We start from the raw sequence: 26,182 nt of genomic DNA, 5'->3' as shown, positions 1-26,182 counted from the left end.
GTTGAAACGGCTGGCGCCGGCGTTGAAATTGGTGCGTTCCCCTTTTCCTGCCTCGGGAGTCCCAGCCACCGGAATCGAGTTGGTGAGGAAGCGGTCCTCCGACCCCAGGGGTCCCATGGTGAACACGGCCGCGAAGCGAATGCGGGTGCCGAACTTGATGGCGGCGTTGGTGCGGGGGATGCGGATGCTCCCGGGGAAATCACCGGCGGAGACGACGTCCGGCGGCAGCTCCGGAACCCGCTTCGCCTCCTCCTCCACGGCCTTGAGGCGTTCTTCCAGGGCCCGCGTCGCCTCGAGGCTCGGGATCTGCTGCTCGAACTCGTCGAGGCGGCGTTGCACGTCGAGGAGCTGCTGCTGTGTCGCGGCGAGAGATGCGCTGAGCTTCACATAGTTGCTGTCTCGCGCTGCGATGGCGGTCTGCAGCATGGAGATCTGCTGTTGCAAGGTGACGATCTGCTGCCGCATCTCGTCCGGGATCATGGCCGGTGACGCCTGGTCGCTCGCTGCCGCGTCCCGGGGTCGAGCGGAAGGGCTCGCAGCGCTGCTGGCGTTGCGGCTCGCCGTGCTGTCCGCCGGGTTGTCGGTCCTGTTGTCCACGGCGGCTGCGAGGGCGCTCGCGCCAACCACGAGAACCAGTGCGCACAAGAGGAAGGCGGCCGGAGGCCGCGACGATACCCTCGCACTGGCCCTTCGCTCGCGAACCACGCCGCGCTCCTTCGCTCGCAAGCGCGGGAACGGCGGCCGGTCGGCCGCTACCGCCCGCACCGCACCCGTCTCGAGTCGATTCGAAGCCGTGCCGCACCCGGGGGCGGAGTCTAGCATCCGCGGAGCGCGAGCCGAGGAGGTCCGTGGCTCGACGGTCATCACCGCGCTCGAGCGTCTTCCTCCGGAGGGCGGCGATGCCGGAAGGCGCGCCAGAGCGCCAGGTCGTACGCCACTTTGAGGCCCGCGCCGATGTAGAGCGGGGCAGCGAGCGCGGTGCCGGCCATGAGACCGCCGGTGAGCACGGGACCGACGGCCCAGCCGGCCATGCGAACGATGTTCGTGACGCCGGATGCCGCGGTGCGCTCCTCCGAACGCACCATGGCCATCACGTAAGACTGCCGCGTCGGCACGTCCATCTCGACGAGCGCCTCGCGCAACAGGAAGAGCGCCGCGGCCACGGGAAAGCTCGGCGCGAAGGCCACCGTCACCAGGAGGAGGCTGGACGGGATGTGGGTGAACACCATCGTGCGCACGAGACCGATGCGCTGCGACAACCATGCCGCACCGAGATGGGAGAAAGCGTTGAGCACGCGCGCGGCGGCGAAGAGAACGCCGATGGCGAGGGCACTCGCCGCGTAGCGCTCGAAAAAATAGTACGTGAGGAGCGCCGAGGTGAGGAACCCGCCGGCGACGCTGTCCACGGCGAAGAGGGCCGAGATGTGCCAGAGGATGCGCCGTGTTGCCGGTGTCAGCGGGCTCCGCGCTCCGGCCCGCGGCGCTTCGGCCGCCGGCGACAGACGGCTGTAGAAAACCACGCCCAGGGCCAAGGCGGCAGGGTACACCAGCAGCACCGTCCGCACCGCCTCCAGCGTGCCCATGGACGCTTGCTTCTCCAGCACCGTCACCAGACCGGCCACGAGTCCACCGAGGGCGTGACCGATATCCTGGAGCACGTTGTACCAGGCGAAGACCTTCGTTCGTTCTCCGGCGCCCACGGTCGCCGGCAGCGCCGCTTGTTCCAGCACCAGACCGGCACCGCGGTCACGGCCCATGCCGTTCAAGCCGCCGGCGAAAGCGGCGACAGCCAGGAGGCGCCAGTCGCTGAGCAATGCGGCGACGAGACCTCCGAGCGCGCTCACCGACGCTGAGAGGATCAGGAAACGCCGCCGGCCGAAGCGATCGGCGACGAGCGTAGCGAACAGCGCGGCGACCGCCACTCCCGCCAGACCGAGTGTGATGATCAGGCCGCTGCGGCGCAGATCGACGCCGAGCGCTGGCAGGTAGATGCCGAGGAGGATGCCGAGGGCCCCGGTCGCGACGGCGCGGACGAAGGAGGCGGCGAGGAGCCAGCGCCGATCGGCGCTGCCGCTGGGTGTCGCTGGACGGTCGTGGATGCGAACCGCCTACGTGCTTTTCTTCCGGGTGCCGCCTTCGTGCTCGGCGACGAGCGTCTCGATCTCGCCATCCGTGAGCACGCGGGGTGATTCCTTGGCCGCCTTCAGGATGCGCTCGACCAGCTCCGGCGAACTCTTGTAGCCGTGGGACTCGAGCCAGTAGTCCACGTTGGAACGACCCGACATGTAGCCGATCTCGAGCTCTTGCTTCTCCCCCACCATGGCCGCCGGGACGCCGCTGTAGACGCGGTCGGCGAGCCAGCGGTCCCCTTTCCGCAGCGCCTTGACGATGGCAGCCGCATGCACGCCTGTGGCGGTGCGGAAGGCATCCTCACCGAAAACCGGATAGTTGCGCGGCACCGGCACCCCGGTGCCCTCCGACACCAGATGCACGTACTCCGACAGCTTCTCCAAGGACCCGCGGAAGATGCCCTCCAGGGCCAGGTTCACCATGAGCTGGTCCATGGGCGTGTTGCCGCAGCGCTCGCCGATTCCCATCCCCGTGGCGTGCACGCGGTCCACCCCCGAGGCGATCGCCATCATCGTGTTCGGGATCGCGAGCCCACGGTCGGAGTGGCCGTGCCAATCGATCTTCACTGCGGGATCCACCTCGTCGACCACGGCGCGCACGTGGTGCAGGACGAAACGCACGCCGATGGGCGTCGCATGCCCCACTGTGTCGCAGACACAGATCCGCTTGGCGCCGGCGCGGATGGCCGTCTGGTACAACTGCCGCACCGTGTCCGGGTGCGCCCGCGTGGTGTCTTCGGTCACGTACATCACCGGCAGGCCGCGCTGCACGGCGAAACTCACCGCCTCCTCCGTCAGCCGCAGCAGTCGCTCCAGGCTCCAGTCCTCCACGTACTGCCGGATGGGCGACGAACCGATGAAGGTGGCGGCTTCGATGGGCCGGCCGGCGCGCTCGGAGATCTCCAGCAGTGCTTCGATGTCGGAGATCACGGTGCGCACGGCGCAGTTCGGGCGGATGCGCATGTTGTGGGCGATGATCTCCCGCAACAGCGTTTCGATGTGCTCCACCGCATTCACTCCCGCCCCGGGCAGACCGAGGTCCACCCCGGCGATGCCCAGCTCCTCCATGAGGTGGAGGAGCCGGATCTTCTGTGGCAACTCGGGGTCGCGCACCGAAGGGCTCTGCAGGCCATCGCGCAGCGTCTCGTCGTTGAGCTCGAGGTCCGGTTTGTGGCGGAACTCGAAGCCCTCCAGCCGGTTCCAGTCGAAGATGAGGGCTGAATGGGGCGTGGCGGCCATTCCAGGACTCCCTCTCGCAGAGGCGGTCGAAGCGGCGGCAGAAGCGATGGCGGGTAGCGGACCGCGCGGGACCAAGGCCCCAGGCGGCGGCGAGACACCCGCCACACAGGCGGATCGGCAGCGGACTCAATCGACTGCCGGAGACGCTTTTGCAGTGTTCTCCCCGGCGTGGGACGTGTCAAGGGAGGGGAACGCGTGCCCGTCTCGGGCATTCCCTGGCCCGACCTCGGGATTCACCCCGTGCGCATTTCGTGGCTTGCACGGCTCGTGCGCGCGAGTGAACGCTGAATCCGCTGCAGAAGCTTGCTGGACGTGGATTCCCTCGCGGCGTATCGAAATGTTTCACCGCGTAACGTGTTCGTGGCCCTCCGACGCGCCCAGAGCGCCACCGTGGCCAAGGGCCTCGATACCGCCATGAAACCGTTTCCATGTTGACTTCCGAGGCTCCCGCACCTACTCTCGGGCTGCTTCCCATTGCAGTTCCTACCGACCGACGTAGTTCTGCAACTTGTCCTCTATATGCCCTCATCTCAGCGCAGGCCGAAAGGCCTGCGCGCGCTTTCGGCCTCGCCGCAAGGAGCACTCTTCGGGGTCAAGCGCGCCGGCGTCGCCACCATTGCAGCGGGCTCGGTCCGGCGTCGAAGCGAACGAGGAGGAGGGCGGCGACGAGAAACCCCAGGTCGCGCAGCGCCGCCCAGACGAGGGTGGACGCGCCTGCCGCATGTTCACCGACTTCGAAGCAGCCACAGGAGATGCTGAGACCCCGCCCCGCCGCCGAGACGAGGGCGATCATGAACACCACCATGAGTCCCGCCATGAGCAGAGCGCTGGCGCGGCTCCACAAGCCCAGTCCGAGGCAAAGGCCGATGATCAGCTCGAGCCAGGGCAGGAAGAGAGCCAGCGCGTTCACCCCCCAGGCTGGGAGGATCTGGTAGTTGTGCACCGCGAGGGCGAAGAGATCGGGAGCGGCGATCTTCGGCAGCGCCGCGCCGATGAAGACGGCCGCCATGCCGAGCCGAAGTAGGAACAGGCCCACAGCAACGACGCGCTGCCCGCGCCCGGCAGCGGCTGCCCGCGTTGCCAGCGTATCGGTGCCCGCGCTCTGCATCGCTCCCCTTCACTCCATCGGCAAGCGCTCGTCCTGCCAGGCTTCCCAACCGCCTTCGAGGACGCGCGCCTTGTAGCCGCGCTCGCTCAGGTACTTCGCCACCCGCACCGCCGACATCGTGTCGCCGGCGTAAACGATGAGCTCCATCTCCGGGGCGAGGAAGTCGCGCAGCTCTGCGTAGGCCCCATCCAGCGACCCCGCTGGCAGGGAGACCGCACCGAACACGTGCTGCGCCGAGAATTCCGCCGGCGTACGGGCGTCGAGGAAGAGGGTGGTCGACTGCGACTGCAAGGGCGCTGCCTCGTCGGTGCTGACGAACTCGACGTCGGGATGGCGGAAGCGTTCGGGATCCCGGCCACCCCAGTCGATGCCTTCCGAGCGCAGCGCGTTGGTGACCAGTCCAAGCAGGATGGAGACGCCGAGCAGAACCAGCACTTGTCCGGCGAGTCGGGCCATGCTGGAGCGCGCTCCCTTCGACCGCTGCTCTCGCGGCATCCGCTCAGCGCACGAGCCCCATGACGGGAACGACGAGCTCCGGCTGCGAGGTGTCGGCGGTCGTCACGGTGACCTTGGCGAGCAGGCGTCCCGAGCGCGCGTTCCCCGCCAGGCGGAGCTTCACCCGCTGGGCCCCGCCAGCGCTCGGTTCGATCTCGGCCAGCAGGCTCGGCGTGGACGAGCGCACCTGCAGGTTCTTGCCGCCTTTCACTTCGAAGGCGCCGACCTCGCTCCCGGCGGCGGCGGTTTCGAACACGACCTTGTCGGGCTGCGCCACCAGCCCACCGGGGCCGCGGCCGCGTACGGGAATCTCGATGCTCGGCCGCGAGGGGTCGCTGGTTTTCACCAGCACCTTGGTCGCGAACGGTCCCGCCGGCACCCCCGGTCGCACCTTCACCCAGATGGTGGCGCCGTGACGCTCCTCCAGCTGCAGCGGTTCGTGGGTGACCTCCAGATAGGCGGCGTCGCTCGACACCCCGAGGATTTCCATCTCCCGTTCCCGCGGGATCTTCACTTCCACCTTCAGGGACTTCTTCGTCCCCTCCGGGCCGACGCTGCCGAGGTCCAGCTCCGGCGGCAACACGGCGATGCCGGGGAGCACGACGATGTCGACATCCACCAAGAGCGTCGGATTCGCCGGGTCATTGGTGGTGATCTCGACGCCCTTGTTGATCTTGCCGACGAAATCGCTCGGATCGATGCGGACGTGGATCGTGGCGGTGCCGCCGGGAGGGACGTCCCAGAGATCGGTGCGCGCGCTCGTGCAGTAACACGTGGGCTTCAGGTCCTGGATGGCGAGCGAGGCGTCGCCCTGGTTGCGCAGAACGAAATCGTACTCCAGCACTTTCCCGGGCTCGATCTCGCCGGCATCGAGATGGTGCTCGCCTTGGACGACCGCCCGCGGCGCTGCCCAAGCACTCGACCCCGGCGCTAGCAGGAGCGCCGCGAGGAGCATGCAGAGATGGGGGCGAAGCGGGGGTCGACGGGTCACGATGCTTCCTCCGGGAACGGGTGACGGCGCCGCGGCGCTTTCACTCGCCGTCATTCCTGTGGTGTGGGTGGGCGACGTTCTCATGGATTGGTGCCCCAGATCTCGAGCTCCCGGACGAGGGCGCGGCCGGGAAGCGTCAGGCAGGCGAGCACGCCGTCAGCGACATCGGCAGCGTGCGGTTTCACGCCGGCCACGGGCTCGGGGGACGGACGCTCGGGGCCCGTGTCGATGGCGCTCGGCGATACCACGATGACCCGGATGTTGTGCCGCCGCACCTCGTACAGCAGGCTGTGTGCCAGGCCCATGATCCCGAACTTGGAGGCGCTGTAGGCGGCCATGCCGGCGTCGCCGCGTTTTCCCGAAGTGGAGGAGACGAAGACGATGCTGCCGCTCTGGCGCTCGATCATCCCGGGAAGGACCGCCCGCGTGACGAGGAAGGAGCCGGTCAGGTTCGTGGCGATGACGTTGCTCCACCTCCCGGGCTCGAGCTGGGCGACTTCGCCGCGTCCGAAGGCGGCGGCGTTGTTGATCAAGATGTCGATGGGTGCCCAATCGCGCTCCGCTGCTTCCACCATGGCCTGCACCGAAGCCGCCTCCCGCACGTCGGCGCGGAGGGCGCGGCCTCTCGCTCCGGAACGCTCCAGCTCCGCCGCCACGCTCTCGAGCAACTCCAACCGGCGCCCGCTCACCGCGACCGCGGCACCGGCTCTCCCCAACGCGAGGGCAATCTCACGGCCGATCCCGGTGCCACCTCCGGTCACCAGCGCCGTCTTTCCCTGCAGCGGCTTGTTCATACTCGAGCTTCCTTCAACGCGTTCCTACTCCCAGGTCTGCCTTGCTCAGCGGCCAGTCCTTCTCGTGTGGGTGACCGCGCGCGCCCTGCCGTACCCTGTCGTTTTGGCAGCCGCGCTCTCGCTCACCGGCTTCACGCTGCACCGCTTCCATCCGCCAGCGAGGCCCGGCGACGGTTCGAACTTCCCTGCGAAGGCAGTCTAGGGAACGGCCGCTCGAGGCTCAACCTGGTCGCGGTACGCCATTCTTGCGTACCCAGCCGGCGCAGAATCGATCCGGCGTGGGGAAGCTTCTCGTCCCGTCCAGGGCGCCCGATCGGCAGGCCAGGGGAGTCGCGGTCAGGTCGGCCCGACACCGACCGTGGTCGGTCCACCACACCGGGGGAATGGCGAGACCACCGTCTCACGCTTCGCTGGAAGTCGTCGTCGTGCCGCCGGCGCGGGAAAGGAAGAGCTCGAAGACGAGGAGCACCAGCACGAGGCCGGCGATCAGCTTGTAGAGCTCCTTGCCGTGACGGGCTTCGCGGATGTGCTGCTCCAGATGCAGCGGATCACGGAGCAAACTGGCCTCGAGACCCAGCTGTTTCGCCAGATCCCCGGGTTCGAGCTCGGTGCGGTCCGACTCGCTGGTGGAAACGTTCACGGCGCGGACGAACTCGCCGCCCGCGCCCTGGAACCTGTAGTGCCCCGGCTCTTGGGTGTTCTCGTAAGCGACGAGAGCCATCTTCCCCATGAAGCGCGCTTCCACCACTTCGTGCTGCCCCGACGGTGTGATCACCGTGAAGGTGCTCGCTCCGGCCGGGCCCTCCGCTTCCGTGCCGCTGCTGCTACCCGGGTTCGCCGCCTCGCTCCCCGGTCGGGGAGCCGTGGCGTCATGTTGGCTGGTAGCGCTGGTGCCGGCTTGCGCCAACCGGGTCTCCGTCTCCAGGCTGACTCGCCCATCGCCGCGGTCGAGCGGTACCAGCAGCTCGATGCGCTCCCCTACTTCGTAGTCGAGCTGCTGCCGGCCGGTCTCGCCGGCGAGGTAGATCATCGTGCGATGGAGCAAGGGCAGAAACATGGGAGAGAGCGCCAGCTCGCTGCCGTCCGTCCCCGCATCGAAGGCGTAGAGCATGTACTTGCCCGAGCCGTGCACGGCTTCGATGGCGGCTGGCTCGCCCCCGGCGAAGCGAAGCAGGGTCCGCGCCTCGGGCCCGGGCACGATCTCGGCGTAGCGGGTGAAGCGCACGTTCTCCAGCGCACGAAGCGCCTCGGTCTCGAAACCCGCCAGGATCCCGGTGGGGCGCAGGTCCACCAGGCTCTGGAACCCTTCGCTGCGGGTCACGATGCCGCGCACCTGGGCGGCACCCAAGCGCCGCAACATCTGGTTCGTCGCCTCCGCGGCACCGCGCTGCCCGCTCAGGAGACAGAGCCCGCCGCCTTCGGCGACGAAGCCGGTCAGCACCTGGGTCTGGCTCTCGGAGAGCTGCGCCTCCGAGGAGAGGACGACCACTTGCACGCCGTCGAGGTCTTGGCTGGAGAAACGCGGCGCCTCGACTTCGGCGAGGGCAATGGGTGACCTCCCCTGCCGCGAGGGGGCGAGCGCCCGGGAGAGGAAGAAGGCGCCGCCACCGTGCTCCGGACCGGTGAGCAGGAGCACGTGCAGCTGCGCCAGCACTGGAAGCACGAAGTGCCGTACGTCATCCGTGGGGAGCCGGTCCGCTTGCTTGCTCACACTGCCCGCCAGCTCCGCCGCCGTGTTGGCCACGAGGGTGAAGTCGTGGGTCTGTACCGCGCCGCGACCGAGGCGCAAGCTCGCCTCGCCCTTCGGCAAGCCGTCCAGCTCGAGCCGCAGCACGCAATCCGCCGGCACGTCGGAGGCATGGTTGTGCACCGACACCGAGATCTGCACCGGATCCTCGCGCAGCACCGCGCCCGGCGGCACCTGCACCTTGTCGATGCTCACGTTCACGAACGACTCGACGCGGATGGGCACCAGCGTCACCCGCACGTCGCCCTGCGCCTGGCGCAGATCGGCCCGCAGGGTCTCCTCGGGGGTGCCGACGAAATCGGAAAGGACATAGAGTTCCCGGTTCGGATTGATCGAGTCCTCGAGTTCCGCCAGCGCTTCCTCCAGCGCCGGCCGCCAATGGGTGCGGCGGTAGCTCGGCTGCAGCTCGGCCAATCGACTGCGCACCGCCTCCAGGTCGCGCACCGGAGTTTGGAACCAGCGGTGCGCCGTCTCGTCGAAGGTCATCAGGCTCACCTCGTCGCCGGGCTGCAGCTGTCCCAGGATCTGCAACGCCGCCTCGCGTGCGGCGGCGAAGGTCATGCCCTCCGGTCCTTCGCTGCGCATGCTGTAGCTGGTATCGAGGAGCAGCATCACGCTGGTGTGCGCCTGCGTCGGCACCAGCCGCGTCAGACCGCCCCGGATGGAGGGGCGCGCCATGGCCAGCGCGGTGAGCGCCACGATGAGGACGCGCAGCACCAGGAGCCAGAGCCGGCGCAGATTGAGGCTGCGCATGCGCTGCTGGTTGAGAGGCGCCAGGAAACGCAAGTCGCTGAACTCGAGGCGCTGCAAGCGGCGGCGCTGTAGCAAATGGATGATGATGGGGATGGCGGCCGCGGCGAGTCCCGCCAGGAAAATCCCGTTCAGGAAGGTGAAATTCACGCCCTCTCCTCGCCGCCCCGCGGGCCGGGCCCTGCTTGCCGGGGGCGCGCTCGGGCGCGCCGCCCCCCTCGCATCCGTCTCAGCCCAGGTGGCTGCGCTTGTTCAGATACGCCAGCAGCGCCAGATCGAACGGTGTCGATGTCGTCATCGGCACGTAGTCGATGAAGTGGTCTCGGCATTCCTTGGCGAGCCGGTGCATCCACTCTTCCACTTTCCGGCGATACTCGGACTTGATGAACCAGGGTTGGGTGCGGATCTCCCGATGCGTCTCGAGATCGACGAAACGCGCCTCCTGGGAGTAGTCGAAGGTCCGCTCCAGATCGTCCAGGACATGGAACACCAGCACCTCGTGCTGCCGATGCCGGAAGTGCTGCAAGCCTTTGAGGATCTTCTCCGGTTCGTCGAAAAGATCGGAAATGAGCACCACCAGGCCGCGACGCTTGAGCCGTTCCGCCATGGTGTGCAGCGCCACGCTGATATTGGTGCGCTCCGAGGGCTGCACTCGTTCCAGTCGGCCCAGGATCTCGTGGAGCTGCGCGCGTACCGAGCGCGCCGGCACATAGTCGCGGATCTCGTCGTCGAAGAGAACCAGCCCGGTGGCATCCTGCTGCTTCAACATGAGGAACCCCATGGCCGCAGCCAGGAGGCTCGCCCAGCGCAGCTTGCTCAGGCCTTTGCCGGCGAAGCCCATGGAAGCGCTCTTGTCCAGGAGGAGGACGCACTTGAGATTGGTCTCCTCCTCGAACACCTTCATGTAGTAACGATCGGTCTTCGCGTAGACTTTCCAATCCACGAAGCGCGGTGAATCGCCCGGCATGTACTGGCGGTACTCGGCGAACTCGACGCTGAAGCCGTGATACGGGCTGCGGTGCAGGCCCTGGATGAAGCCTTCCACCACGAGGCGCGCCCGCAGCTCCATGTTGCGCAGCTTCGAGACCACCTCGGGGTCCAGGAGACGCTGGACGCGGTCGTCCTGTACCCCGATCTTGTGCGCCTTCGGCGCCATGGGCGCTATTCCTTGATCTCGGTGAGGAGGCGTTCCACCAGCTGATCCGTGGACACACCCTCGGCCTCGGCACTGAAGTTGGTGACGATGCGATGCCGCAGCACCGCCGGCGCGATGGCCTTGATGTCCTCCACACCCGGCGTCGGCCGGCCGTGCAACACCGCGCGTGCCTTGGCGCCGAGGACGAGATGCTGCCCGGCCCGAGGCCCAGCGCCCCAGCCCACGAAGTCGTGAATGCCCTTGCCGTCGTCGCCTCCGGGACGGGTCGCCCGGGCGAGCCGCACAGCGTACTGAATGACGTGACTCGCCGCCGGTACCCGCCGTACCAGCTGCTGATAGCGCAGGATGCTGGCAGCGTCGATCACCGGCCGTGGATCCGCGACCAACGGCTTGGTGGTCTTGTCGACGATCTCCATCTCTTCCTCGAAGTTCGGATAACCCACCTTGATGTTGAACATGAAGCGGTCGAGCTGCGCTTCGGGAAGGGGGTACGTCCCTTCTTGCTCGATGGGGTTCTGAGTGGCAAGCACGAAGAACGGCAGATCGAGCTTGAACGTCTCGCCGCCCGTGGTGACCTCGTGCTCTTGCATGGCCTGCAGCAGGGCTGCCTGCGTCTTGGGCGGGGTGCGGTTGATCTCGTCGGCCAGGATGACGTTGGCGAAAACGGGTCCTCGCATGAACTTGAACACCCGGCGCCCGGTGCCCACGTCTTCCTCGAGGATCTCCGTCCCGGTGATATCGCTCGGCATGAGATCCGGGGTGAACTGGATGCGCGAGAACTGCAGCGACAGCGTCCTGGAGAGCGTCGAGATGAGCAGCGTCTTCGCCAGGCCCGGCACGCCCACCAGCAGGCAGTTGCCGCCGGAGAACAGGGCGATGAGCAGCTCCTCGATGACCGCCTTTTGCCCGATGATGACCTTGGCGATCTCGGCCTGCAGGGCGCGATGTGCCTGCGCCAGCTCCCCGACCAGCTCCTGATCTGATATTTCCCTCGTGTCGCTCAAGTCGACTCCTTCCCAGGTGCGTGGAGCGGGCGGGTGCTCCCAAGCCGCCCTCCTGTCAGCAAACCAGGCTGGGCAAGCCTAGTTCCGCCAGCGGTTCTTCCTCCCGATCTTTTTCAGGCCTCGCCGCCTCGACGGCTGAGCGCGCTCCCTCCGGCCCTCCGCCGCAACCTTTGCGGGCACCGCCTCAGAGACTCCAGACGCCGGAATCCCCATCGTGGATTCCCTCTGTTTGTGGATAACCCATGAGAAGAAAAGCGAGAACTCTGTCTCAAGACCTTGAAAAGACGCCGATTCCATCGTTTTCCACAACTTTTCTGCGGATATCAACAGGGAACAAAAGTGGGGGAACCAAAAAAGTGGGGGCGCCCCAGGGTGAGGCGCCCCCGCCATCGCTACGGGCCCAGGAAGTCCGAACGGGCCCTCTAGAGCCCTCGGGTCAGCGGCCTGCGCCGACCTTCTCCCGCATGGGCTGCTGGATGGTGCTGCCCGACGGCTTGACGGTAGTCGCCTCAGCCAAGCTGCCGCTCCCTGGCCGCAGTTCTCCCATCTTGCAGCTGCCTTCGAAGAAGACCCCCTCGTCGATGACGAGACGGTGCGTCGTGATGTCGCCTTCGATGTGCGAGCCGCTTTGCAGCTCGATCTTGTTCGTGGCGGTGATATTGCCGATCACTTTGCCACCGATGGTTGCGTTTTTCACGTGGATCTCGGCGCGCACGATGCCGGTCTTCCCTACGACCAAAGTCTCAGGGCAATTGACGACACCCTCGAACTCGGAATCGATGCGCAGGGTCCCCTCGACTTCGATGGTCCCCTTGAACTTGCACCCCTTGCCCAGGATGGAGTTGATCCGGCCCTCCTGGACGTTGGCGTCCACCTCTTTCCCGAACATTGAACGGCCTCCTTCGAGGGGTTCCTTAGCGCCGGCCGGACGGCAGCATCCGACCTCTCCTGAACTTCCTGTCAGGGCAGCTATGCAAGAGCCCTTCCAGCCCGTCCGCGGTAGGTCATGGCTGCATCCGGAAGCCAGGGTAGCACGCCCAGGCTCGTCCAGGGGAGAGTCATGGCCCCGGGGACCACGCCAGTCCTGGGGCCGCGCCTGGACGATTCTGGGCCACGAATGGCTGGGATCAGTTCAGGTACTTGCGTGGATCCACGGGGACGCCGTCCTTGTGGATCTCCAGATGCAGGTGTGGGGCGGTGCTGTTCCCCGTGCTCCCCACCGTCGCGATGGGCTGGCCCCGGGTCACCCGATCCCCTATGCGCACGCTGAGACGGCTGTTGTGTCCGTAACGAGACTCGAGACCCAAGCCGTGATCGATGATGAGGAGGTTCCCATACTCGGGATCGGTACCGGCGAAGGTCACGGTGCCGTTGCCGGCGGCGAGCACGGGAGATCCCGTGGAGGCAGCGATGTCGAGCCCCGGGTGATAGGGAGTAGCGACGGTCCCGGGGCTCGAGAAGCCGCGGGTGACTGGTCCCCGCACCGGCCAGGCTGTGGGCACCGAGCGCAGGAAATCCTCCTGCGCCATCCCCAGCTCGTCACCCCCAGCGCCGGCCAGCGTCAGCGCCTCGTCGGCTTGCAACGAGTCCAGGTGCACGCCGCGAGCTCCCATGATCGTCAGGACTTCCGTGCGGGTGCGCTCGCTCTCGGTCAATTGTTGTTCGAGAGCGCGCACTTTCTCCAGCTCCGTTTCGAGTGAGCGGATCTTCCGCTGCAGCTGCGTGTTCTCTTGCAGCGCCCCGAGCAGGCGTCCTTGCGAAAAGAAAAGCGTCACGGTGCCCGCGAAGAGGAGCAGGGTGAGCCCCGCCCCCACGGCAAGGAGCATGGTGCGGAAATGGAGAGTGAAAGTGCGCGCGCCACCCTCGGGCACCAGGATCACGGAGATGCGCTTGGCCCAGCTCCGTCGCAGCAAGCCTGAGTTCATCGCCGCCCCTTGCCCGCGCCGGCGTTCGCGGCGCTACAACAGATAGTCCACACCTGCGATCTCGAAGATCCTCTCCAGCTCGGCGAGGGTGAAGTAGTCGATCTCGATCCGGCCCGCGGAGCCATCCACTTTCCGTGCCCGGATCCGCACGCGGGTGCCGAAGCGGGCTTCCATGCGCTTCTGCAGTTGCTCGAGCGCCGGGTTCGCGGGTCGCGGCACGGGCCGTGTTCCCACCGGTCGACGCGACTGCGCCAGGTGCTCCGCTTCCCGTACGTTCAGACCTCGGTCCCGCACCAATTGCGCCACTTCGATCTGCTCCTCGAGGCTTCCGGCGGCAAGCAAGGCCCGTGCATGTCCGGCGCTGAGCTCGCCGGCTTCGATCTTCGTCTGGAGCTCCGGCGGTAAGCTCAGCAGCCGCACGGCGTTGGCGATGGCGCTGCGACTCTTGCCCAGGCGCTCCGCCAGCGCCTGCTGGGACATGCCGAACTCTTCGAGCAAGCGCTGGTACCCCAGCGCTTCGTCGATGGGATTCAGATCCTCGCGCTGCACGTTCTCGAGTAGTGCCAACTTCAGCGCTTCGCGTTCGTCGACGGATTCACGCACAACGACTGGAACGGAGTCGCGGCCCGCGAGCTTCGCCGCGCGCAGCCGGCGCTCGCCGGCGACGAGTTCGTAGCCACCGTCCACCACCCGCACCAGCACGGGCTGCAGCATGCCGTTCTCACGAATCGATTCCGCCAGCTCCTGCAGTTTCTCTTCGTCAAAGTGCCGGCGTGGTTGCATGCGATTCTTGCGAATGCGTTCGATCGCCACCTCTCGCTGCGTTGGCTCTGCCATCGGGATGGCGGCAGCAGCAGCCACGCTCGGACCTGCCACGGTGCTCTCCGTGCGGCGCGGGATCAGCGCCTCGAGACCTCGACCCAGAGCTTTCCTCGTCGTCATGCCCCCTCCACGGCTGCTGCATCACCGCGCGCGGGGCTTTCACTCCATGCTCGGTGTGCGATGATCTCGCGCGCCAGACTCATATAGCTCTCGGCTCCGCTGGATTGTGCATCGTAGTAAAGAATCGGTTTGCCGAAGCTCGGAGACTCGCTCAGCTTCACGTTTCGCGGAATCACACTGTTGTATACCTTGTTCCCGAAGTAACGACGCGCTTCTTCGGCGACTTGATTGGCAAGATTGAGCCGGCGATCGAACATTGTGAGCAACACACCTTCGATCACGAGCTGAGGATTCAAATTCTCTTGCACGAGCTCGACCGTGCGCACCAGCTGTGTGAGTCCTTCGAGTGCGTAGTACTCGCACTGGATCGGAATGAGAATGGAGTCGGCCGCAGTGAGTGTGTTGATGGTGAGAAGGCCGAGACTGGGTGGACAATCGATGAGAATGAAATCGTAAGTGTCGCGGAGCGGTTCGAGGGCGCGTTGGAGTCGCGTCTCTCGCGACAGCATCGGTACGAGTTCGATCTCGGCGCCGTGCAGTCGATCCGCCGCTGGCACGAGATCGAGGAAAGGCAGGATGTCGCGATGGACTGCGCCCGCCAACTCGGCCTCGCCAAGCAGGACCTCGTAGATGGTGATGGGCTCGTCGTGGGCGTGGACGCCGAGTCCGCTGGAGGCGTTCGCCTGCGGATCGATGTCGACGAGGAGGACGCGCCGCTCTGCCGCCGCCAAGCTCGCCGACAGGTTGATCGCGGTGGTGGTTTTGCCCACCCCGCCCTTCTGATTCGCCACCGCGATGACACGGGCGCGGCCCATGCGTCCTCCTCCCGAGCGCCCCATCCCAGTGCCCTCCAGCGAGGCTGCTCCTCGCCTTGGGTGGACTGGATCTCGGCCGGCCTCGCGTCGCCTTTATAGCCCTTCGCCGCCCTGACGGCAACGGCTTGGCTTCAAAGTTTCGCCTGCGGCAGCTCTCAATATGCAAGTAACAAATTGACATATATACAGTTGTCGAACTGCGGCTTCCCCACGTGCCTCAGACCTTGGGGAGAGGCCGCCAGAGCTCTCGGTTGGGAGAGAGTGTTTCACGTGAAACATTCCTCGCTGGAAGGAGCCCAATTTCCACCCAAGGCTCTCCATGGGAACGTGGCCCAGCTCCGACATTCGGAAGTGGAGGTGCCTCCACCACCCCAATTGAGGCTACGGGGCCGCCAGCTGAGGACGTCGCGGTGTTTCACGTGAAACACTCGGAGGATGGGTGTGGGATCCGTGGGGAGGCTGGGAACTAGCCCGCTGGGACGCGGAAAGTTTCACGTGAAACAACTGGAGACGTTTTGATATATGGGCAAAGACCACCCTGTCGTCAACTGCCAAAATGGCATGACTCGTTATCTGCGCTAGCGCCAGAGCGGGTTTGGATTAGGCGCGCTCTATGCGCTGCACCATGGACTTGCGCGCTATTGCTCAGCGGACAGGGCTTCGGCGGCTCTGGGCTCAGGAGCCCAGTTGTTTCACGTGAAACAGGCAGAATGACAGCTGGGTTTCGCAGCCACCAGCCAAGGGCGCATCCTCCTACTTCGGATGACCAGCCCCGCGACCGAGACTGGCCCTCTGGGGTGAAGCGTGGCCAACGTGGTCCCGACCCAAGTGTTTCACGTGAAACATTCTCAAGCCTGCTGGAAGGACATGAGTAAGTGAGCCAACTTCTCCAGGAGCGTTCGCGGTGGTGGTCAGGCGTTCCCCATTGTTTCACGTGAAACACCCGCTTGGCTGGAAGGGTAGAGGTGGGGTGGCCTCTCGACTCGAGCAAGGCTCCAAGGGGCCGAGGGAGGACCGAGGAAGTGTTTCACGTGAAACACTCCGTGGGGGCCTGGTGTGGCGAACGCAATTGTTTCACGTGAAACACCCGCTGGGCTGGAAGGGTAGAGCTGGGGTGGCCTCTCGACTCGAGCAAGGCTCCAAGGGGCCCAGGGGAGGACCGAGGAAGTGTTTCACGTGAAACACTCGCCGTGGGGGCTTGGTGTGGCGAACCCAATTGTTTCACGTGAAACACTTGTCGGCTCCTGGCCTCCTACGATGGGGGACGAGCCCCATTGTTTCACGTGAAACACTCCTACGATCCCCATCAATCAAGATGAAGGCATGACAGCACGGCTCTGTCTGGAATCTCCCTGGCTCTTTGCACCGTTGGATGTTTCACGTGAAACAGCGCGTGGGTGCTAGCGTTGATAGCGCAAAATTTGCGGCGCGGTGGCGCTAAGACCTACCGGAGCTGGGTCTCAATCGCAACTTTGAGACGGACGCTTGCTTCCCGGGAGGCGCCGCACAGCGAGAACATAGGATTCCTGCTCCACTGGGATGCGCTCCACTCGCTGCAGTCGACAGCCGAGCTGCGTCAGGCGCCGGCGGCTGGCATCGACTTCCGATTCATAGCCCGCGCCCTTGAAGGTCCAGAGTTCTCCCCCGTCGCGCAGAAACGGTGCGGCGAGATCCAGGGTATCGCGGAGCAGGCCGAGACCCTTCGCCGTCACCCAGTCGAAGTCGTGGCGCATGTCTGGGCGATGGTACTGCGAAGCGCGATCCACGAGAGCTTCGGCGCGAGCCCAGATCACCTTGATGCCGCGGAGGTCGAGGCTGCCGCAGACATCGGCGAGGAAGCGGGCTTTCTTCTGCGTTCCCTCCACGAGGACCGTCTCCACCTGAGGCAGGGCCAGTTTGAGGACGATGCCGGGGAAACCACCACCAGAGCCGATATCCAAGAGCCCGATCGCATCCCGGTGGGCCGAGGCGTCTCGCTCCAGGAGGCTGGCGAGGAACAGGCACTCTCTTGTGAAGCGGGCCAGGTGCACGAGCGTGTCCTTGCGCGAGACGAGATTGATTCCGCGGTTGGCGACGAGGAGTGCTTCCAAGTACTGCCGCAGCTGTGGTTCGAGAGCTGGGTTCGGCGCGGGAAGAACGGAGACCGACTCACGAACGATGGCGGCGATCGCGGCACCTGGGTCGTCACCGCTGCTCGCGGGTGGAGTGCTCATGACGGCGCATCACCCAGGCTCGATTGCTGGCGGCGGAAGCGCTCCAGATGCACGTGCAGGAGGGCGACGTCGGCGGCGCGGACACCGTCGATGCGGCTCGCTTGCCCGATCGTCCGCGGTCGCAGCGTCTCCAGCTTCTGTACCGATTCGGTGCTCAAGCCCGAGATCGCGGTAAAACTCAGCTCCTCGGGGATCACGCGCTCCTCGAGCTTGCGCGCCGCAGCCACCTCTCGTTCTTGCCGCGCCACGTAGCCGGCGTACCGCACCCGCACTTCCAGCTTCTCCAGGGACTCGGTGTCCGCGCTCCGCATCTCCGGAACCAAGGTCGCGATCGCATCGGCTCGGATGCCGAGCTTCACCAGCTTCTCCACGGTGTACGGTCCTAGTCCCGGCGCGACACCGGCCTGCTGCGCCAGAGAACGCACCGCCACTGGATCGAGACGGCGGGAGAGCAGCGCATCGAGAAGAGCTCGATCCGCCTCCATCCGCTCGCGGTGACGTCGCAACGGCGGATCCAAGAGCCCATAGCGCTCGGCGTACGGCATGAGGCGCTCGTCGGCGTTGTCGATGCGCAGCCCCAGACGAAACTCCGCCCGCGACGTGAACATGCGGTACGGCTCCACCAGCGACAGCCGCACCAGATCGTCGATGAGCACGCCGACGTAGGCCTCGGACCGCTGCAGGACAAGAGGCGGCAGGTCCAGCAGCCGCGCCGCCGCGTTGATCCCCGCCATCAGACCTTGCGCTGCAGCTTCCTCGTAGCCCGAGGTACCGTTGATCTGTCCCGCCAAGTAGAGGCCTTCGACCAGGCGTGTTTCGAGCGTGTCGCGCACCTGTCCCGAAGGGACGTAATCGTACTCCACCGCGTATCCGTAACGCGCGATGACGGCGTCCTCGAGCCCGCGGATGCGGCGCACGACCTCGTGTTGCACTTCCCGCGGCAGACTCGTGGACAACCCGTTGACGTAGATCTCCGGCGAGGTGCGTCCCTCGGGCTCGAGGAAGAGATGATGTTGCTCGCGCTCGGCGAAGCGGACGACCTTGTCTTCGATGGACGGGCAGTAGCGCGGTCCCGTCGACTGGATCTGCCCGTTGTACATCGGCGCCCGATGCAGATTGGCGCGGATGAGAGCGTGCACCTCTTCGTTCGTCGCCGCGATCCAGCACGGCACTTGCTCGAGAGTGAGCTTGCCCGTGGTGTGCGAGAAGGGGCGCGGCGGCTCGTCGCCGGGCTGCTCCGGGAAGCGCGTGACATCGACACTGTCGCGCAGCAGACGGGGTGGCGTGCCCGTCTTCAAGCGCCCGAGCTCGAAACCGAGAACGCGCAACGCCGTGGACAAGCCGAGAGCGGCGGGCTCGCCGCTGCGCCCGCCTTGCAGGCGATCGTCACCCATGTGCATGAGACCGCACAGGAAAGTTCCGGTGGTCAGAATCAGCGCGCGCGTTCCGATCTCCTCGCCCCCGGCGGTGCGGATGGCGCACAGACGCTGCCGCCCTGACGGCGTGCGCTCCACCACGAGGCTCTCGACACTGGTCTCCAGGATGTCCAGGTTCGCCTGTGCTTCGAGCACGCCGCGCATGGTGCGACTGTACTCATGCTTGTCCGCTTGCGCCCGTGGCGACCATACCGCCGGTCCCTTGCTGCGATTGAGCAGACGAAATTGGATCCCCGTGGCGTCGATGGCGCGGCCCATCTCGCCGCCCAAGGCGTCGACCTCGACCACCAAGTGCCCCTTGCCCAGTCCGCCGATGGCGGGGTTGCAGGGCATGAACGCGATGCGTTCGCGTCGCAGGGTGAGCGCTGCCGTGCGCAGCCCCATGCGGGCCGGGGCGAGCGCCGCTTCGCAGCCCGCGTGTCCCGCACCCACCACGATGACGTCGTAGTCGCGCTTCACCGATCCGACCTTTCCTTGGGGGACTGCGTCAGCCGCTGCGCTCCTACTTGCCGATACAGAAGCGAGAGAAAATGCGATCCAGGATCTCCTCGCTCACCTGTTCACCCGAGATCTCGCCGAGCGCCGCCACGGCACGCCGCAGATCCGCGGCGAGGATTTCCGGCGGTTCGCCGCCCGCGAGCGCCCGGTCGAAGTCGGCGAGAGCCGCCTGCGCGCGCAGCAAGACCTCGCGGTGCCGCTGGTTGATGGCCACGAGCGCATCATTCTGCAGCGCCAGGCGCCGCCGCGATGCGTGCTGCAGCAAGGTGTCGAGCAATGGGTCCACGCCTTCTCGCGTCTCCGCCGACACCGCCTGCACCGCGATGGTCTCGGGAATGGCGCAGCCCCGCGCCGCCAGGAAGCGCCGTGTCGCCCCGGTCTCCGCCAGCAGGTCCCGCCGCTCGTCGGGCCGCAGCAAGTCCACCTTGTTGAGCGCCACGATCACCGCGGTCCCGGCGCCCTGCACCGCTGCCGTCTCCTCCGCTTGCGGCATGCGGCCGGCATCCAGCACGAGCAGGAGCAGATCGGCTTCGCGGTGACTCTGCCGGCTGCGCTCGATCCCGATCGCCTCCACCGGATCGTTGGTCGTGGCCCGCAGACCCGCGGTGTCCTCGAGCTCCATGAGCAGGCCGCCGAGACGCAACGTTTCCCGCACCACGTCGCGGGTGGTACCGGCGTGTTCGGTCACGATCGAGCGCGGATTGCGGACGATGCAGTTGAACAGGCTGCTCTTGCCCACGTTCGGCGCTCCCGCCAGGCTGATGCGGATGCCGGAACGCAGCAGCACGCCCTCATCGGCGGTGGCGAGCAGTGCCGCGACGGCAGCGCGCGCCGTGTCGCCGCGCCGCTGCGCCTCGGCGGCGCCGATGAACTCGATGCCTTCTTCCACGAAATCGAGGCTGGCCTCGATCTCGGCCAACATGCCGAGCAGCAGCTCGCGGGTGGGGTGCAGACGCGACGAGAGCTGGCCGCGCAGCTGCTCCAGCGCCGCTCGACGCGCGGCGCGCGTTTGCGCTTCGACCAGATCGGCAACGGCTTCCGCTTGCGAGAGGTCCAGCTTGCCATTCAGGAAGGCACGGCGCGTGAACTCCCCCGGCTCCGCCAAGCGCGCACCGGCGCGCAACGCCGCATCCACCACTTCGTCCACGACCTGGGGGCTGCCATGACAGGAGAACTCCACGGTGTCCTCACCGGTGTAGCTGCGCGGCCCGCGCAGCACCAAGGCGAGGACCTCGTCCACCCGCTCGCCCTCGGCATCGACGACGAAGCCGTGATGGGCGTGGTGGCTCGGAGAGCTGGTGAGCGCTGCACCGCGGAAGAGGCGCGCACCGATGCCGATGGCATCGGCACCCGAGAGCCGGACCACCGCCAGACCTGCGGCTCCCGCGGCCGTCGCTGGAGCGACGATGGTGTCATCCAGGCTCCCGCGCACGGCGAACCTTCTTCGAGGAATCGAGGGGTCTTCCTGGCGTCTCGCGGTGAGAACATCCGCGCGCGTTGGCTCAAGCGGCGCAGCCGCCTGCGGCACTGCGCTCTTCCGTGTCGCCGCTCCTGGAAGAGGGGCTGTCCGCCTCCGCCTCGCCCAGCGCCGGAACGCCGCGGCCCGCCGGGGCGATGACGACATTGCGGTGCAAGCCGTGCCCCACCGTGTAGGTGCGCACGCCCGAAACTTTCGCCACCGCCATGTGCACCAGGCGTCGGTCCGGCGCATGCAACGGCTCGAGGTTGATCTCCCGGCCCGTGACCCGCACCTTCTCCGCCAGGACCTGCGCTTTCTCGACGAGTTGTGCCTCGCGGCGCTTGCGGTAGTCGCCCACGTCGACGACGAACTGCACGTCCTGGCCGAACTCGCGGGACGCCAGCCTCCCGAGCAGATGCTGCAGCGCCACCAGGGTCTGACCGCGCCGACCGATGAGCAGACCGTCCTGGCCCTGGGTACGGATGGTGATCTCCGTCACCCCTTCCACGACCCGGCTTTCCACGCTGACATCGAAGTCCATGGACTGCAGCAGGTCCACGACGATCTCGCGGAGATCGACGTGCCGGTGCACCAGGCGCTCGACCTGCAGTCGCGCCGGACGCCCCTTGAAGAGACCGAGGAAGCTCTTGCTGCCGCGGTCGAGGATTTCGCAGCTGACCTCAGCGCGCCTTGCCCCCAACGCGGCCAGAGCTTTCTCCAGCGCCTCGTCCACGCTGGCCCCCGTCACCTCGACTCGTTGCTGCATGCTCCTTGCCCCCTTGCGTCGCGGAAGCCGCCGGAGCGACGGCCGTCACGGCCGGCGCGAACTTGCGATTGATGGACGTTTGTTGCCACACACCCAGTAGGGAGTTCACCAGCCAGTAGAGAACCAGGCCGGAAGGCATCTTGTAGAAGATGAAGATCATGACCACCGGCATGGCCCACTTCATGATCACCTGCTGCTGCGCCGCCGCCCCCGTGGCGCCGGGCATGGTGGGGCTGATGGCGGAGCGCCACACCATGGCTGCGCCCATGAGCAACGGCAGGAGACACACCTCGCGCCCCAGCCCGGGAATCGGGAAGGGGAGGTGGAAGAGGACGTCCGGCGCCGCCAGGTTGTCGATCCACAGCAGGAACGGCGCCCCGCGCAGGTCGACGGCGCTGCGCAGCGCGCTGTAGAGAGCGAAGAGCACCGGCATCTGCACCAGCATGGGCATGCACCCGCCCATGGGGTTCACACCTTCCTGGCGCCAGAGCGCCATCATCTGGCGGTTCATCTCCTGCGGATCGTCCTTGTAGCGCCGTTTCATCTCCTGCACCACGGGCTGCAGGTTCTGCATCTTGCGCATGGACTTGAAGGATTTCTCCGTCAGGGGCCAGAAGAGCAGCTGGGTCAAGGTGGAGAGCATGAGGATGACCACGCCGTAGTTCGGGACGAACTTGTGGACGAAGTTCATCCCCCCGAGGATGAGCTTCGAGATCGGGCGCACCCAGGTCCAGCCCAGGTCGACGATCGACTCGAGACTGCGCCCGTGGTCCGAGAGCAAATCCACGTCGATCGGCCCGGCATACAGGGTGTAGATCTCCCGCGGCCCTTTCTTCCACGCCACCGGATTCGTCAGCTCGAACCCGTGCCAGTGGGCGCGGGCATCGGTGCGCAGCGTGAGCGTGCCGCCTTCCTGGGTCTGCGGCAGCAAGGCCACGGTGAAGTATTTCGTCTGCGCGCCGACCCAGTCGACCCGCCCGGTATAGCTCGTCACCTTCTCGCCCCCGCCACCGCCGAACATCCCCGCTAAGCCATGCTTGTGCACCTGGTCGTCGACGCGCGCGGTCACCTTGAAGGAGGCCCAGTCGTCCTTGTGGTTCACCTCGGTGCTGGCGAGACCGCTCGTCCATTGCAGCGTGTAGCTGCTCACCTCGGGGATGCCGGGGCCGCGCTCGAGCTCCAGCTCGAAGCCGATGTCGTATTTCGCCGGATCGAAGCTCCAGTGCTCGAGAATGGCGCCGCCATCGAGGGCGGCGCAGCGCAAGGTGAGCCGGAGCGGCGCGCCCCCTGCCGCCACTTCGAACACCCCGGTCGTTGGGAGCGGGGTCGTGACTTCGAAGCGTGACCGGGTGAGATCGATCGGCCCGCTGGGCGTGTCGAGGCGGAGGCCGAGGGCGCTGCGACCCGGGCCGGCGAGGGCGGCGGGAATGAGATCCACCTTCCCATCGTTGGCCAGGTCGAACTGCTGGAGGCGCAAGCCGGTGATCACGCCGCCGGCGGTGGCGAGGCGCACCTCGTAGACAGGCGTCCGCACCAGGATCTCCGGATCCGTCGCCGCGGCCGGGGTGAAGATCGCCGCGGCCGAGAGGGCGGTACCGGTGCCCGGAGCGACGGTGCCTTGGGCGACGGAACCCGCCGACGGCTCGGACCCCACGACGCTCGTGGGTGGCGCCACCGGAGGGGCGGCAGAGCCTGCGTCACCGCCGCCGGAGGCTTCGGTGGGGACGGGCCGGCGCTTCGGTCCCATGCGCTCCATGAAAACGAGGTTCGTTCCCAGGACGAGGGCGATGAGGAGAAAGGCCAGCTTCGTTCGTCGATCCATTCTGCTCACTCCCGGCGCCACACTGGGCGCCTCGCCTCGAGTCCCGAACGCGACGGCTCAAAGAGCTGCGGCGCGGCCGCGGATTTCATGGAACGGGATCGTACCCACCGTGAGCCCAAGGCCAGCAGCGGCACAAACGTGCCGCCGTCAACCGGGTCCCGCGCCCGAAGCCGTGACGCCTGTAGGCTTCCGCGGCGAAATCGGCGCAGCTCGGCGAGTACATGCACACCGTGGGAAGACACGGTGACAAAACCAGCTTGTAGACGCGGAGCAGGAACAGCGCGACCTGGCTCACGACGGCGCCTCTTTCCCCGACATCCCTGGCGCAGGCCGCTGCACCGCGTCGGACCTCGCGGCCGCCAGCCCTTCGAGCACCGCAGCCAAATCCCGCGCCACCGTAGCGCTCTTCTCCTGGAGAATGTGCGCGCGTGCCACCAGAACGAACCAGCCCAAAGGCAGAGGACGGGCTTCCTGGACTTGCCGGAAGGCTTCGCGCAGCAGACGCTTGGCCCGGTTCCGCTGCACTGCTCCCCCGACGATGCGGCTCGCGACGTAGGCGACCCGCCGATCGAGAGCGCTGTCCAGGTGGAAAACCACGAGCGTCTTGCTTGCTCGCTTGCGACCCTGCGAGTAGACGAGGTCGAACTGTTTGCGATTCTTCAGTGTCGGCCACGCCATCGCCGTTTCGGCGGGCTGCCCGGCGTCAGACCGTGAGCTTGCTACGCCCATGTGCTCGGCGCCGTTTCAGGACCAAGCGCCCGCCTTTGGTGGCCATCCGGCTCCTGAATCCATGCCGACGCTTCCGCCGCGTGTTGTGCGGCTGGTAAGTCCGCTTCATGAAACCCCATTCTGGGAACGAGAACGGTTCGTCCGTTCGATTTGGAAAGCTCCCTAGGCTATGTCCGGCTCCAGGGGGTGTCAAGTGTCCGTCTTGCGCCACGATACCATCGCCCGGCGCCCTTTTTCCACACACGCCCAGGTCTTCCACACCCAGAACCGTAAAAACTTTTTACGCCATCGGTTCTTCTATCTAAAGTCGTGTTGAATTGTGAATTATCGCGCGAAAAAGGAGCCGGAAATGCGCTTGCGGCTGTCAGGGTCATTTGCTAGACTGCCTCGCGCCACCGAAACGGCCCCCGCTTCGATGGTGTAAGCAGTTGCAAAATTTATAGTAAGCAGACAGTTGGCGGCCCGCTCGGGCAACCCGAGGTCAACCTGTGGACGCGCACGGAATTGCCCTCCCGGAAGGGCTCGACAGCCCCTTCTCCGACAAAGCTTTGGTGCCACAGCCCGGTAGCGTAAAGGAATTTTACGCTGGCGCTGACGCCGGTCTGCTCCACGACCCACCATCATCCCTTCTAAGCCATGAGGAGACTGACTCCGTGCCCAGGACAGAGGATGATCCCTCTCTGCAGGGACGACCGAATTCGACCCTGTGGGGGCGGATCCTCGATCGGGTGCGTGCGAAGGTGAATCCGCAGAGCTTCTCCACCTGGTTCGAGCCCACGCGCCTCGTGGAGGTCCACGAGGGTGAACTCGTCGTCGAGGGCCCGAACCAGTTCTTCGTCGATTGGCTAGCGGAACATCACCTGGAGAGGATCGAGGAAGCGGCCCTGCAGATTCTCGGGAAGCGCCCTCGGGTGACCCTCCGGATCGCCTCGGGTCCCCATGGACCCCAGCGCATCGCCCGCGCACCCGAACGGGCGGAAACGAAGCCGGCCAGGACCCCGGAGAAGCAGGCCCTGGCCCATGGCCTCGACACCCGCTACGCCTTCGCCGACTTCGTCATCGGGGCCAACTGCCAGCTCAGCTGTGCTGCCTGCCTGGCGGTGGCCGAGAAACCTGGGCGCACCTACAACCCGCTCTTCATCTATGGCGGTGTCGGCCTCGGCAAGACGCATCTCCTGCAGGCCATCGGCAACTTCGTGGTGGAGGAACACGGCCTGCGCGTCCACTACACCTCCTCCGAGACCTTCATGAACGAGCTCATCCTGGCCATCCGGCAAGGCCGGACGCTGGAGTTCAAGAACCGTTATCGCTCGGTGGATGTCCTGCTCATCGACGACATCCAGTTCCTCTCGGGCAAGGCTGGGACGCAGGAGGAGTTCTTCCATACCTTCAACCACCTGTTCTCGGCGAAGAAGCAGATCGTCATCGCCAGCGACCGGCCACCGAAGGAGATCGACTCTCTCGAGGAACGCCTGCAGTCACGCTTCGAGTGCGGGCTGATCACCGACCTGGCGCCGCCGGACTTCGAGACCCGCGTGGCGATCCTGCGCAAGAAGGTGGAGGCCCAGGGCGCCGAGGTGGCCGACGACGTCCTGCACCACATCGCTCGCGGGGTGACGAGCAACATCCGCGAGCTCGAAGGTTCGCTGGTGCGCTTGCTCGCCTTCGCCAGCCTGACCGGGCAGCCCATGACCGTGCACATGGCCGAGGAGGCTTTGCGGGGCTTCTTGCGCCCGCAGCGGCGCGAGGTACGGATCGCGACGATCCAGAAGGTCGTCGCCAACGAGTTCGGCGTCACCGTGGAGGCGCTCAAATCGAAAAGCCGGGCGCAACGCGTGGCCTTCCCGCGGCAGACCGCGGTCTATTTGACCCGTGAACTCACCGGGATTCCTCTTGTCGAAATCGGCAAGAGGTTTGGCGGACGAGACCATACGACGATTCTCCACGCCTATGGGAAGATCGCGCGGCTCGCCCGTCAGGACTCATCTCTCCAAGAACGCTTGGAGAAGATGAGGCGACTGTTGCTGTTTTCGTGACCTTACCACCTTGACAGCAACTTCCAGTCGGGGGCCGGTCTTCGGACCGGCCCCTTCGTTTGGGGAGCGCCCGGCCTTGTCCCGCTGCTGCCCTCGCTCCTGGCGCCCATCGAGGAGAAAGTGGAAAA

The 26,182-nt window shown here is 66.3% G+C and carries 23 protein-coding genes; 1 reads left to right on the top strand and 22 read right to left on the bottom strand.

Going from position 1 to position 26,182, the window contains the following annotated elements; genetic code table 11:
- The 22 genes from VFE28_05660 to rpmH all read right to left on the bottom strand — a co-directional run.
- Positions 1–597: hypothetical protein (locus VFE28_05660; GenBank protein HZM15469.1), on the bottom strand; the 597-nt coding region annotated here is incomplete at its 3' end.
- 266 nt (positions 598–863) lie between these two features.
- On the bottom strand, positions 864–2,099 hold the full coding sequence (locus VFE28_05655) for an MFS transporter (GenBank protein HZM15468.1): 1,236 nt from the start codon (positions 2,097–2,099) through the stop codon (positions 864–866).
- Positions 2,100–2,108: 9 nt separating this feature from the next.
- Entirely contained in the window at positions 2,109–3,368 is a 1,260-nt protein-coding gene (locus VFE28_05650; GenBank protein ID HZM15467.1) for a LeuA family protein, read from the bottom strand.
- 592 nt (positions 3,369–3,960) lie between these two features.
- On the bottom strand, positions 3,961–4,476 hold the full coding sequence (locus VFE28_05645; GenBank protein HZM15466.1) for a MauE/DoxX family redox-associated membrane protein: 516 nt from the start codon (positions 4,474–4,476) through the stop codon (positions 3,961–3,963).
- Positions 4,477–4,485: 9 nt separating this feature from the next.
- Positions 4,486–4,932, bottom strand: coding sequence for a rhodanese-like domain-containing protein (locus tag VFE28_05640; GenBank protein HZM15465.1), 447 nt, complete (start codon positions 4,930–4,932; stop codon positions 4,486–4,488).
- Positions 4,933–4,975: 43 nt separating this feature from the next.
- Positions 4,976–5,962: a DUF1573 domain-containing protein gene (locus VFE28_05635; protein HZM15464.1), complete on the bottom strand. Its 987-nt coding sequence runs from the start codon at positions 5,960–5,962 to the stop codon at positions 4,976–4,978.
- 80 nt (positions 5,963–6,042) lie between these two features.
- Complete coding sequence (locus VFE28_05630) at positions 6,043–6,756, bottom strand: SDR family NAD(P)-dependent oxidoreductase (protein ID HZM15463.1); 714 nt, start codon at positions 6,754–6,756, stop codon at positions 6,043–6,045.
- Between the two features lie 400 nt (positions 6,757–7,156).
- Positions 7,157–9,403, bottom strand: a complete 2,247-nt coding sequence (locus VFE28_05625) for a VWA domain-containing protein (GenBank protein HZM15462.1) — start codon at positions 9,401–9,403, stop codon at positions 7,157–7,159.
- 79 nt (positions 9,404–9,482) lie between these two features.
- On the bottom strand, positions 9,483–10,409 hold the full coding sequence (locus VFE28_05620) for a DUF58 domain-containing protein (GenBank protein HZM15461.1): 927 nt from the start codon (positions 10,407–10,409) through the stop codon (positions 9,483–9,485).
- Positions 10,410–10,414: 5 nt separating this feature from the next.
- Positions 10,415–11,395 (bottom strand): MoxR family ATPase, encoded by a 981-nt coding sequence (locus VFE28_05615; protein ID HZM15460.1) that lies wholly within the window; start codon positions 11,393–11,395, stop codon positions 10,415–10,417.
- Positions 11,396–11,849: 454 nt separating this feature from the next.
- On the bottom strand, positions 11,850–12,302 hold the full coding sequence (locus VFE28_05610) for a polymer-forming cytoskeletal protein (GenBank protein HZM15459.1): 453 nt from the start codon (positions 12,300–12,302) through the stop codon (positions 11,850–11,852).
- 238 nt (positions 12,303–12,540) lie between these two features.
- Positions 12,541–13,338, bottom strand: a complete 798-nt coding sequence (locus VFE28_05605) for a M23 family metallopeptidase (GenBank protein ID HZM15458.1) — start codon at positions 13,336–13,338, stop codon at positions 12,541–12,543.
- Between the two features lie 33 nt (positions 13,339–13,371).
- Positions 13,372–14,280, bottom strand: coding sequence for a ParB/RepB/Spo0J family partition protein (locus tag VFE28_05600; protein HZM15457.1), 909 nt, complete (start codon positions 14,278–14,280; stop codon positions 13,372–13,374).
- A complete protein-coding gene (locus VFE28_05595; GenBank protein HZM15456.1) occupies positions 14,277–15,095 on the bottom strand; it encodes an AAA family ATPase in 819 nt (272 codons plus the stop codon). The genes VFE28_05600 and VFE28_05595 overlap by 4 nt, the downstream gene beginning before the upstream one ends.
- Before the next feature lie 1,460 nt (positions 15,096–16,555).
- Positions 16,556–17,308: a 16S rRNA (guanine(527)-N(7))-methyltransferase RsmG gene (gene rsmG, locus VFE28_05590; protein ID HZM15455.1), complete on the bottom strand. Its 753-nt coding sequence runs from the start codon at positions 17,306–17,308 to the stop codon at positions 16,556–16,558.
- On the bottom strand, positions 17,305–19,203 hold the full coding sequence (mnmG, locus tag VFE28_05585) for a tRNA uridine-5-carboxymethylaminomethyl(34) synthesis enzyme MnmG (protein ID HZM15454.1): 1,899 nt from the start codon (positions 19,201–19,203) through the stop codon (positions 17,305–17,307). Before mnmG ends, rsmG begins: the two co-directional genes overlap by 4 nt.
- A 43-nt stretch (positions 19,204–19,246) precedes the next feature.
- Complete coding sequence (mnmE, locus tag VFE28_05580) at positions 19,247–20,674, bottom strand: tRNA uridine-5-carboxymethylaminomethyl(34) synthesis GTPase MnmE (GenBank protein HZM15453.1); 1,428 nt, start codon at positions 20,672–20,674, stop codon at positions 19,247–19,249.
- 70 nt (positions 20,675–20,744) lie between these two features.
- Positions 20,745–21,467, bottom strand: a complete 723-nt coding sequence (gene jag / locus VFE28_05575) for an RNA-binding cell elongation regulator Jag/EloR (GenBank protein HZM15452.1) — start codon at positions 21,465–21,467, stop codon at positions 20,745–20,747.
- Positions 21,382–23,289 (bottom strand): membrane protein insertase YidC, encoded by a 1,908-nt coding sequence (yidC, locus tag VFE28_05570; GenBank protein HZM15451.1) that lies wholly within the window; start codon positions 23,287–23,289, stop codon positions 21,382–21,384. The genes jag and yidC overlap by 86 nt, the downstream gene beginning before the upstream one ends.
- 85 nt (positions 23,290–23,374) lie before the next feature.
- Positions 23,375–23,584, bottom strand: coding sequence for a membrane protein insertion efficiency factor YidD (yidD, locus tag VFE28_05565; protein HZM15450.1), 210 nt, complete (start codon positions 23,582–23,584; stop codon positions 23,375–23,377).
- Positions 23,581–23,967, bottom strand: coding sequence for a ribonuclease P protein component (gene rnpA / locus VFE28_05560; GenBank protein ID HZM15449.1), 387 nt, complete (start codon positions 23,965–23,967; stop codon positions 23,581–23,583). Before rnpA ends, yidD begins: the two co-directional genes overlap by 4 nt.
- Positions 23,968–23,992: 25 nt before the next feature.
- A complete protein-coding gene (gene rpmH, locus VFE28_05555; GenBank protein HZM15448.1) occupies positions 23,993–24,127 on the bottom strand; it encodes a 50S ribosomal protein L34 in 135 nt (44 codons plus the stop codon).
- Between the two features lie 544 nt (positions 24,128–24,671).
- Between rpmH and dnaA the strand changes: the two genes are divergently transcribed.
- Positions 24,672–26,054 carry a chromosomal replication initiator protein DnaA gene (gene dnaA / locus VFE28_05550; GenBank protein ID HZM15447.1) on the top strand — a complete coding sequence of 461 codons (1,383 nt, stop codon included), beginning with the start codon at positions 24,672–24,674 and terminating at the stop codon, positions 26,052–26,054.
- Positions 26,055–26,182: the final 128 nt, after the last annotated feature.

This window comes from Candidatus Krumholzibacteriia bacterium (genome assembly GCA_035649275.1).
Lineage (GTDB): Bacteria > Krumholzibacteriota > Krumholzibacteriia.
The sequence above is the reverse complement of the archived record's forward strand: the minus strand, read 5'-3'. Positions and strand labels throughout refer to the sequence as shown.